At 37.5% G+C, this 10,693-nt stretch carries 8 protein-coding genes; 4 read left to right on the top strand and 4 right to left on the bottom strand.

Features of this window, described 5'->3' with window-relative positions; genetic code table 11:
• Nucleotides 1-124: 124 nt before the first annotated feature.
• Nucleotides 125-1,492 (bottom strand): sugar transferase, encoded by a 1,368-nt coding sequence (locus ACRD7B_RS21980; protein WP_430826821.1) that lies wholly within the window; start codon nt 1,490-1,492, stop codon nt 125-127.
• 134 nt (nt 1,493-1,626) lie between these two features.
• On the opposite strand from ACRD7B_RS21980, the gene ACRD7B_RS21975 reads away from it, so the two are divergent.
• The 4 genes from ACRD7B_RS21975 to ACRD7B_RS21960 all read left to right on the top strand — a co-directional run bounded on the left by ACRD7B_RS21975 (nt 1,627) and on the right by ACRD7B_RS21960 (nt 7,411).
• Nucleotides 1,627-2,277 (top strand): protein-L-isoaspartate(D-aspartate) O-methyltransferase, encoded by a 651-nt coding sequence (locus ACRD7B_RS21975; protein ID WP_430826820.1) that lies wholly within the window; start codon nt 1,627-1,629, stop codon nt 2,275-2,277.
• 9 nt (nt 2,278-2,286) lie between these two features.
• Nucleotides 2,287-2,928, top strand: a complete 642-nt coding sequence (locus tag ACRD7B_RS21970; protein WP_430826819.1) for an MBL fold metallo-hydrolase — start codon at nt 2,287-2,289, stop codon at nt 2,926-2,928.
• A gap of 131 nt (nt 2,929-3,059) precedes the next feature.
• Nucleotides 3,060-5,930 (top strand): aminomethyl-transferring glycine dehydrogenase, encoded by a 2,871-nt coding sequence (gcvP, locus tag ACRD7B_RS21965; protein ID WP_430826818.1) that lies wholly within the window; start codon nt 3,060-3,062, stop codon nt 5,928-5,930.
• A gap of 467 nt (nt 5,931-6,397) precedes the next feature.
• Entirely contained in the window at nt 6,398-7,411 is a 1,014-nt protein-coding gene (locus ACRD7B_RS21960) for a DUF4097 family beta strand repeat-containing protein (RefSeq protein ID WP_430826817.1), read from the top strand.
• Nucleotides 7,412-7,486: 75 nt separating this feature from the next.
• On the opposite strand, the gene ACRD7B_RS21955 is transcribed toward ACRD7B_RS21960, so the two are convergent.
• From ACRD7B_RS21955 to ACRD7B_RS21945, 3 genes are read right to left on the bottom strand one after another with little or no spacing between them, the layout of a single operon-like run.
• Nucleotides 7,487-8,464: a D-alanine--D-alanine ligase gene (locus ACRD7B_RS21955; protein WP_430826816.1), complete on the bottom strand. Its 978-nt coding sequence runs from the start codon at nt 8,462-8,464 to the stop codon at nt 7,487-7,489.
• A 9-nt stretch (nt 8,465-8,473) separates the two neighbouring features.
• Entirely contained in the window at nt 8,474-9,520 is a 1,047-nt protein-coding gene (locus ACRD7B_RS21950; RefSeq protein ID WP_430826815.1) for an RluA family pseudouridine synthase, read from the bottom strand.
• A gap of 11 nt (nt 9,521-9,531) precedes the next feature.
• Nucleotides 9,532-10,362, bottom strand: coding sequence for a PASTA domain-containing protein (locus ACRD7B_RS21945; protein ID WP_430826814.1), 831 nt, complete (start codon nt 10,360-10,362; stop codon nt 9,532-9,534).
• Nucleotides 10,363-10,693 lie beyond the last annotated feature (331 nt).

The following is a 10,693-nucleotide window of genomic DNA, read 5'->3' as shown; positions in this document are numbered from 1 at the left end:
AAGTCCCCTTCAGGGGATTTAGGGGTAGTAAAAAAGGATATTTGATTACAAATTAAAAGTAACCTAATTGTGATTTTTACTTTTTGGACACCCTCGTTTTTATACCAACAATATTTTGTCGGAACTATTTCCCCTCTCCACTTAATAATGTTCGGATGGTGTAAAGTAGTATTTTCAAGTCGAGCCAGAGAGAGAGATTTTCCATATAAATGATATCGAACTCCAATCGTTGAATCATTTGCTGTACATTTTCAGCATAACCAAATTTTACCATGCCTAGCGACGTTATTCCTGGGCGTATGTGCAATATTTGACTAAAATGGGGTGCTTCTTTTGAAATTTCGTTAATGTAATGTGATCGTTCAGGTCGAGGTCCAACTATCGCCATATTGCCAAGTATAACATTGATGAATTGAGGTAATTCATCTATACGCCATCGACGTAATGTTTTACCGAAAGGTGTGATCCTATCATCGTGGCTCGAAGAAAGAGATGGGCCATTCTTTTCGGCATCTTGATACATGGTTCTGAATTTCAAAATTTTAAACGCTTTGCCATTCTTTCCTATCCTTTCTTGCTTGTAGAATATTGGACCATGAGATTCTTTTTTTATTCTAAAAATTATATAAGGTATTAATGGAAGGACTGATACGATACCTATTAACGCAATGCAAATATCAGAACATCTCTTTACGAAACTTTGCCAAACAGGTAAGGTTTTATTTGAGATGGTGATGTAAGGTTGTGCTGAAGGATTATCTAATGTTACAAACCCTTTTAGTATTGCGCTTAGGTCAGGAATTAATCTAACAGTTATGTTTCTCATTTTAGCTACAGAAAGAAATTTTAAGATCAGTTTATTTTCGTCATTTGAGAGAGCAATGATTATTTCGTCAGGTTTGGTTTTCTCCAGATAGGTATCTATTTCTTCATAATTGGACAGGTGTGGTTGTTCTTTGTCTAAGCCATTTATTTTAGTGTTATCAATGCATAGAATTTGCTTGATTTTGTGTCCGCTTGCTTTGCTTAATTGAACAATCTCATCATGCGAGTTCTTTAAATTATTGCTTGTGCCAATTAAGATAGTATCAAATGTCCAATAACCTTTTTTTATAAGAGTTCTTAATGTTATAATTATAACTGTATGCGGTATTGTTAGACCTACTATGTTGATGGCCACTAATTTGATGAAGGTTGTCCAGACGTTTTGAAAAGAGAAGAGGGTCAAGAAACCAAAAAATTGAATAAACAGTATGGCGTAAGTTAGAAGTACTGCGGTGCTAATAATGGATAAATGTTTGATAAATGATAAGTTAGCATTCTGACGATAGGTTCCATTTAAATACAGAATAAAAAATAGCAGGCCACTTAAAAGTAATATTGCTGTGGGTGTTTTAATAGAGTCTTGAATGAACCGGGCTAACTGAGTTGAGAAAATAGGCAAATCATTTTTTAGCACACTGACAGAATACACGGTAAAAATAATGACCATGAAAATATCAATGCACAAAAAAAGAATATGAATCGATTTTTTGCTCAGTTTACTAAACTCCCCCATACATTGTGATAACGATTAATGTAACTATATATTATAAGGTATTTAAAAAAAAGTAAATTTGCCATCTTATGGAGCAATTTGATTCTTTTCGACATAAGGGCATGCGTAAGCGATTGGTTAATGAGCTTGCGAGTAAGGGGATTAATGACGTAAATGTTTTAAATGCCATTGGCAATATTCCGCGTCATTTGTTTCTTGAAAGCAGTTTTGTTTCATTCGCTTATCAGGATAAAGCTTTTCCTATTGCAGCTGGCCAAACAATTTCTCAGCCGTACACGGTAGCCTATCAGTCGCAGTTATTAGAGATTAAATCGGATGATAAAGTATTAGAGGTGGGAACGGGATCTGGCTATCAGGCTGCCGTTTTAATAGAGATGGGTGTAAAGTTGTTTTCCATTGAAAGGCAGAAGGAATTGTATCAGCGATCAACAAAGTTGCTGAGTAATCTTGGGTATAAAGGCAGGTTTTATTTGGGCGATGGATATAAGGGATTACCAACGTATGCGCCATTTGATAAAATTATAATAACCGCTGGGGCACCCTTTGTACCTGAAGACTTGTTAATTCAATTAAAAATTGGCGGTATAATGGTTATTCCTTTGGGTGATAAAGAACAAGTTATGACCAGAATTAAACGAATCTCGCAGAATGATTTTGAACAGGAACAACTAGGTGCTTGTTCTTTTGTTCCTATGTTAAAGGGAGTTGTTAATAATTAAATTATAAGCATGATAAAAGTTGATGTATTACCAATCAATCAGTGGCAAGAAAATACTTATATCTTGTCGGATGAAAGTAAAGAATGTGTTGTAATTGATCCTGGGTGTTTATCTGCTGAGGAAAATAAGCATGTTTCGGATTTTATAGCGGCAAATGAATTAAAGCCTGTTCGTTTATTGCAAACACATTGTCATCTCGACCATGTATTTGGTACGCGATATATTCACGAAACATATAATTTAAAGCTAGAGGCGCACCAAGGCGATGAATTCTTTCTAGAGCAGATGCAAAGTTATGCCATGCAGTTTGGTGTGCAAATGGAAGAAAATCCACCAGCTATTGATATATACCTAAATGAAGGTGATACCATTAAGTTTGGTAATTCTGAGCTAAAAGTGATACATGTTCCAGGACACTCGCCAGGAGGAGTAGTGTTTTATTCCGAAGCCGATAAAATTGCGATAGTTGGCGATGCCTTATTTCGTCAAAGTATTGGTCGTACTGATTTGCCAGGTGGTGATCATGAGGCCTTAATCACCAACCTAAAAGAGAAAATATTGTGTTTGGATGACGACGTTGTGGTATATCCTGGGCACGGACCATCAAGTACGGTTGGTTTTGAGCGAATGAATAATCCGTTTTTAACTTAATAAATAGCAGGAGTTTGTGAGGTAAGAAAAAAATAGATAAACAAGCAAAAATCATTGAAATTGATTATTTTTCTTCTTCAATTTGACATCAGAAAAGAAACAATAGTTAACTGATATAAAACTTAAACAATATGGCAACTGATAAGTTTGTCTCACGTCACATTGGTCCTCGCGATCATGAGATCAATACTATGCTTGATCGAATTGGAGTATCGTCTCTTGATGAGCTCATCGAACAAACCGTTCCATCATCTATTCGCCTTAAACAGCCTTTGGCGGTAAGCAGTGGATTAACAGAACGTCAGTATTTCAGAAAGATTCATGATATTGCTGCAGAAAATAAGGTGTTTAATACCTACATCGGAATGGGTTATTACGATGTAATTACACCTGCAGTTATACTTCGTAATGTGCTTGAAAATCCAGTATGGTATACCTCATATACGCCATATCAAGCTGAAATTTCTCAAGGACGTTTGGAAGCGTTATTGAATTTCCAAACGGTGGTTGCTGAAATGACTGGTATGGAGTTGGCTAACTCATCGTTGTTAGATGAGGCAACGGCTGCTGCGGAAGCAATGATTATGTTGTTCAATTCACGTAGTCGTGCGCAATCTAAAGCAGGTGTAAATACTTTCTTTGCAGACGAAAATATGTGGCCTCAAACAAAAGAGGTGCTGATTACAAGAGCTAAACCATTAGGTGTTAATCTGGTATTTGGCGATATCAATTCTTTCGATTGTGATGACAATACTTTTGGATTAATGGTGCAATATCCTAATTCAAATGGTGAGATTGAAGATTACAAAGTTTTAACTGAGAAAGCTCATGCCAATAATTGTCGTGTTGCCGTGGCAACTGATTTATTAAGTTTAGCCTTGTTAACACCTCCGGGAGAATGGGGTGCTGATGTAGTATTCGGAACAACTCAACGTTTTGGGGTGCCGATGGGATATGGTGGTCCTCACGCTGCATTTTTTGCCACTAAGGAAGATTTAAAAAGATCTTTACCTGGTCGTATCATTGGTATAACCAAAGATGTGAACGGCAAACGTGCTTTACGTATGGCTTTGCAAACACGTGAGCAACACATTAAACGTGAGCGTGCAACTTCTAATATTTGTACGGCTCAGGCCTTATTGGCAACAATGGCTGGTTTCTATGCTGTATACCATGGTAAAGATGGTATCACTCGAATTTCTGAGCGTATACACTCAATAGCTTGTCAGTTAACTGAAGAGATTGAGAAGTTAGGATATAAGCAATTAAATAAAGATTACTTCGATACCATTCGTTTCTCAATTCCTGAAAAGGTGAAGTTGGAAGATATTGAGCGTTTAAGCCTTGAGCTTGAAATGAACTTCCGCTATTTTGAAAATGGGGATGTTGGTTTGAGTATTGATGAAACAACCAACTTGGATGATATCAATTGGATAGTTGAAGTATTTGCTAAGGCAGCTGGTAAAGGTGTGCCAACAATCTGTACAATTGGTGATGCTTGCATTATTCCGGAAGCATTTAAGCGTACAAGTGATTTCTTAGTACAGGATATATTTAAGAAATTCCATTCTGAGGCTGAGATGGTTCGTTATATCAAGAAACTAGAACGTCGTGATATTTCACTAACACACTCTATGATTTCGTTGGGTTCATGTACCATGAAATTGAATGCAGCTACTGAGATGTTACCTTTGAGTTGGATCGAATTTAACGGACTGCATCCTTTTATTCCTACCGATCAGGCTAAAGGCTACCATCTAATGATGGATGAATTACGCGAAGATTTGTCGGAGATAACAGGTTTTGCTGATGTTAGTTTACAGCCTAACTCTGGTGCCGCTGGTGAATATGCTGGGTTATTGGTGATTCAGGAATATCATAAGAGTCGTGGTGAAGAGCAACGTAATGTAGCCATTATACCTTCGTCGGCTCACGGAACCAACCCTGCAAGTGCTGTTATGGCCGGAATGAAAGTAGTGGTTGTTAAGTGTGACGAAAAAGGAAATATTGATGTAGCTGATTTACGTGAGAAATCAGAAAAGCATAAAGATACTTTATCATGTTTGATGGTGACTTACCCATCAACGCATGGTGTGTTTGAAGAGTCTATCATCGAAGTTTGCCAGATAATTCACGATAATGGAGGTCAGGTATACATGGATGGTGCTAATATGAATGCGCAGGTTGGTTTAACTAGCCCAGGTTTCATAGGTGCCGATGTTTGTCACTTGAATCTACATAAAACATTCGCTATCCCTCACGGAGGTGGTGGACCTGGTGTTGGCCCAATTGGTGTTGCTAAGCACTTGGTTGAATTCTTGCCAGCGCATCCGGTTGTTGACAATAATCGTAAAGGGATTACTGCAGTTGCCGCAGCTCCTTGGGGAAGTGCAAGTGTATTGCCAATTACTTATGGTTATATCAAAATGTTGGGTGGAGAAGGTTTAACTAAATCTACCAAAATGGCGATTTTGAACGCTAACTATATGGCAACAGCCTTGAAGGATGACTATGGTATTCTTTATACTGGTACCAATGGTCGTGTGGCTCACGAAATGATTTTGGAGTGTCGTCACTTTAAAGCTGATTCGGGTATTTCGGAGACCGATATAGCTAAACGTTTGATGGATTATGGTTTCCATGCACCAACCTTATCATTCCCGGTATATGGCACCTTGATGGTTGAACCAACCGAGAGTGAGTCGTTACAAGAATTGGATCGCTTTATTGAAGCCATGAAGGGAATTTATGCTGAGATAAAAGAAGTAGAAAGTGGTGCCGCTGATAAGGAGGATAATGTATTGAAGAATGCACCTCACCCAGCTTATAAGGTTGTTTCTGATGATTGGAATCATGCTTATGGTCGTGAAAAGGCTGCTTATCCATTGACTTGGATTCGTGAAAATAAATTTTGGATTGATGTAGCGCGTGTGGATGATGCCTACGGAGATCGAAATCTAGTTTGTAGCTGCGAGCCTATTGAAAGTTATATGGAAGACTAGTCTTTTAAATACATATATTATTAAATCCCGCCTTAGAGCGGGATTTTTTATATGTCACAACTGCGTTATCTAATTTGAAACTACCTGAAAGTGCCAATGTATATAGAGTGGCCTCAGCCGGTGAACCATAAAACAAGGTTAATTGGACGGTTAAAAATCGTTTTTGTTTGAGCGTAGCGAGTTTAAACGATTTCAGTACAATTACCATAGTTTTATGAGTGAAGTGGGTGTCGCCTTGACCCGATAGCTATCGGGTTTCTTTGCTTCGTTTCTTGTATTAAGACAAGAAATGAAGTCGGGTTTGGGCGAAGCGCCAATAATTAAGTTAAATTTTTTGATGCTGGTTTTCTTATTGTTAAAAACTATAAGCTTCTGCAGGAAACTTTTATAAGATATCAGCGTATGAAATAGCGATAAGTCTAGGTTTTTATTGAGATAAATAATAGCTAATAAAAAAATATATAAGTATGAAGAAAGTTTACACCTTGATGTTTTTGTTCGCTTTAGTAGCAACAAGTTATGCCCAGAGTTTAACTCAGGTATTCAGTGCCAATGAAACGTATTCTGGTGTTAAAACCATCAATGTAATAGCTGATTTTTGCAAGGTATTGGTTGAGAAGGGTTCAACTATTGTTTTGGATACTGAGCTAATGGCAAACAAAGATTTAGAAGGTTACGAGGTAAATGTTAGTCAGGAAGCAGATGTGTTAAATATAGTGGTTATGAAACCAAAGTCAGGTTGGACCTCACATTCTGGTTTTGTTAATTTAACGGTGCCAGATGGGATTAATTTAAGCATTAATTCAGGTTCGGGTTATATTACCGTCAAAGGATTAACTGCTAATAATGTGGAGGCTGAGGCTAAATCAGGCAATATAAATGTGTCAAATGTTAAAGGGGATTATAATCTTCGTACAACATCAGCATCCATCACTGTTGAAAATATTGAAGGTAAACTGGTGACAAAGAGTAAAGGTGGTAGTCAGGTTGCTCGACAGATCAATGGATCGGCAAGTTTGGTAACGTATAGTGGAGCCATTTTAGCTGAGCAAATTAATGGAGCACTAGCCACAGAAACCACTGATGGTACTCAAACTTTGAAGGATGTGGAAGGTGATGTGAAGATGAAGACTAAATCGGGTGCTTTAAAGTTATCTGATGCCAAAGGAACTTTCTATTCATTATCAAATGCAGGAACCCTTAATTTGTTTAATGTTGAAGGTGTTTTTGATTTGAATTCAACCAAGGGAGCAGTCGTTGGTAACCGTGTTAAGATGACGGCATCATCAACATTTAAAACAACCGAAGGAAAGATTAAATTGAAGTTAGATCATGATAAATCGGAATTAAGCTTTTTGTGCGAATCTGAAAAAGGCATGATCGTTGTTTATGGAAAAGCTAAAAAGAAGAAGAATAAGTTTGGTAAAGGCCCTATTGTTGTTACAACATATACCACAACAGGAGCACAGTCCTTTTATTAAAATATAAATAGTGATAAAACAATGGCCCTTGCATTTGATGTAAGGGCCATTGTTGTTTTGTGATATGAAGTGCCTTTATTTTGAGCAAGCATCTTCTATAATGGAAGTGAAGTCCTCGCTAATGTTTCGGTTCGCCGCTTTAATCTGCTGCGGTATAAAGCTGGTTGTTGTCATGCCAGGCGTTGTGTTTACCTCAAGCATAAATATTTTTTTATCCGAAATAATGTAGTCAATTCGAACAATGCCTTTGCATCCAAGTATGTCATAAATAAGCGATGAGATGGATTGGATGCGATCACGCACTTTGATTTCGATACGAGCAGGTGTAATTTCTTCAACCTTGCTGGCGGTGTATTTTGCCTCAAAATCGAAAAATTCATTTTTGCTTACCACCTCTGTTAATGGAAGGATAACTTGTTCTTTTTGAGTTTTGAAAAGTCCGCAGGTAACCTCTATCCCGCCTACAAATTGTTCAATGATTACCTCATTACTTTCAGAGAAAGCTTTTTCAATGGCTGCGTCAATATCTTCAGCATTTGAAACTTTGCTAATGCCAAAACTTGATCCACCGGCATTGGGCTTCACAAAACATGGCAGTCCCAGTGATTTAATGATATCAGTACCGTTATAGGCATTTCCTTTTCGTAACAATACTGAGTCGGCAACAGCAACGCCAAAACCCTTTAGGTAAGTATTGCAGGCAAATTTATTGAAGCTGATGGCAGCGGCTTCAACACTACAGGTGGTGTGCGGTATGTCCAGCATATCGAAATAACCTTGCAATAGGCCATTTTCGCCAGGTGTTCCGTGTATGGTGATGTAGGCGCAATCAATTGTTATTTTTTCCTCATCGATAATAAATGAAAAATCATTTTTATCAATTGGGTATTCTGTATTATCGATAATGGCACACCATTTTTCTTTGGTGATAAGGATTGGATATCTGTTGTATCGGTTTTCGTCAATAAACGACATGACACCATCTTTGCTTTTTTCAGAGATAATTATTTCTGAAGAATAGCCGCCATATATGATACCAATGTTTTTTTTCATAATTGCTAATTATAAATCGCGACCTGAAATGTAGCCCCTCCATTTTTCAATGGCTTCACTCATATCTTGAGGTAGTTCAGTGTCAAACGATATGTATTCGTTGCTCTCAGGATGCACAAAACCTAGTGTTTTGGCATGTAGTGCTTGTCGCGGTAATATCTTAAAACAGTTCTGTACGAATTGCTTGTATTTGGTGAATGTTGTACCCTTTAAAATCATATGTCCACCATAGCGCTCATCGTTAAACAGTGGATGACCAATGTGTTTCATGTGGGCTCGTATTTGGTGTGTACGTCCTGTTTCCAGACGACATTCAACCAAAGTAACATATCCGAGGCGTTCTAAAACTGTATAATGTGTTACGGCTGGTTTACCTCTATCACCTTCTGGAAAAACAGCCATCTGTTTGCGATCTTGCAAACTTCTACCAATATTGCCTTCAATGGTTCCTTCATCTTCCTTCATTTGTCCCCAAACAATGGCTCGATAGGTGCGTGTTGATGTTTTCTTAAAAAACTGATTGGCTAAAAAGTTCTTAGCCTGCTCGGTCTTCGCAATAACCAAAAGACCAGATGTATCTTTGTCAATGCGATGAACCAATCCAGGACGCGGATCCTCAGAGTTGAAAAGTGGCAGATCTTTCAGATGATAAGCCAAAGCGTTAACCATGGTGCCGGTATAATTCCCATACCCTGGGTGAACAACCATGCCTGGTTTTTTATTTAAAACAATGAGAGAGTCATCTTCATGAATAATATCCAAAGGGATGTCTTCTGCAATTATTTTTAATTCACGTGGCGGAAAAGACATTACAATCGTAATTACCTCATTGGCTTTAATCTTGTAATTGGCTTTAACTATTTTGTCGTTAACACGAATGTTACCTGCTGTTGCCGCTTCTTGAATTTTATTTCGAGAGGAATTTTCGATGCGATTAACCAAAAATTTATCAATGCGCAAAGGATTTTGTCCAGGATCTGTTACAAAACGATGATGCTCATAAAGCTCATTGTTCTCGTCTAATTCATCAATCTCCTCATTTGTATGTTCAGTCATCCTTTTCTTTCTTAGAATTCTTCAATGTTTTCGTCTATCACTTCATCTGTTGGCTCAATCTGTTCTACATCAATCTGTAAAGAATCGGTGAGTGTTAGCAAACTGTCAGGTAATATTCGAGCTGAATCAGTACTCAACCATATATCAATGGATGAACCTAAGGGGAGGCGAGATCCCGGTTCTGGTTTCGGACGCTGTTTCCAGATAAATGCAAATAAAGAATCATCTGATGTAACAACACATGTGTCGAAAATGGTAGCTCCAACATTTAGCGATTGTGAAACCAAGAAATGACGTGCTTCATCGATGGATTGTCCTGTTAGATCAGGGATGTTAGTTTTTTCGTGACTTAGCCCTTTACCTATTAATAAGTCAATGACTGAACCTTTAAGAACAGATGTCCCCACATCAATCGCTTTTCCTTGATAATGCTGACCAAGTACTTCGTTGGTAAATTCGCTTGGTATATAAATTAGCTTGCCTGTTTTTAAGCCGTATGATTCTAGTATTACCTTAGCGTTACGAAGCGAGTAATTAATGAGGTTTGGTACTTGTACTTGTTCGGGCGAGATGGCATTAATGGTAACGTGTATCGTTCTATTTTCCTTTACCATGCTACCAGCATCAGGCAATTGTTCAACAACAGCACCCGGCATAAAGTCTTTAATGTGAACCGAATCGATTATGTTGTATCGTAGATCTTTTTCTTTAATGAGTTCACTAAATTGTTCTTCGTTTAAACCTTTAAGGTTTGGAACAGCAAACGATTCGCCATGGTGGGTGTATATGCTGATTGTTATGAATGTAGCAATCAACAAAAGGGCAATTGCGCCCACTGCCATGGCTATGTTTTTAAGAAAAACTTTACTTATTAAGAATTTTAGAAAAGACATGCTTCTGATTTCAATTAATATTCGGTTCGTCTATTTTTATTTGCCCCATCAAAAATAATATAAAAAAGGGTAATACCGATTTGTTAATGATATTAGCGTTTAATTTGCTTTGCATTTGACGCTATTATTAATTTATCGGCATTCGGCTGTGTATTAATATTAAGTGTAAGGTGGCATAATACCGATTACAAACCAAAACGATTGATAAAAAAATCAATCTGTGCTTTTGTATCGGCATTAACCATTGTAATTAGCAAAATGATTTATCAATCATTTTGGA

It is taken from the genome of Carboxylicivirga fragile (genome assembly GCF_050589805.1).
In the GTDB taxonomy this organism is placed as follows: Bacteria; Bacteroidota; Bacteroidia; order Bacteroidales; family Marinilabiliaceae; genus Carboxylicivirga; species Carboxylicivirga fragile.
The sequence above is the reverse complement of the archived record's forward strand: the minus strand, read 5'-3'. Positions and strand labels throughout refer to the sequence as shown.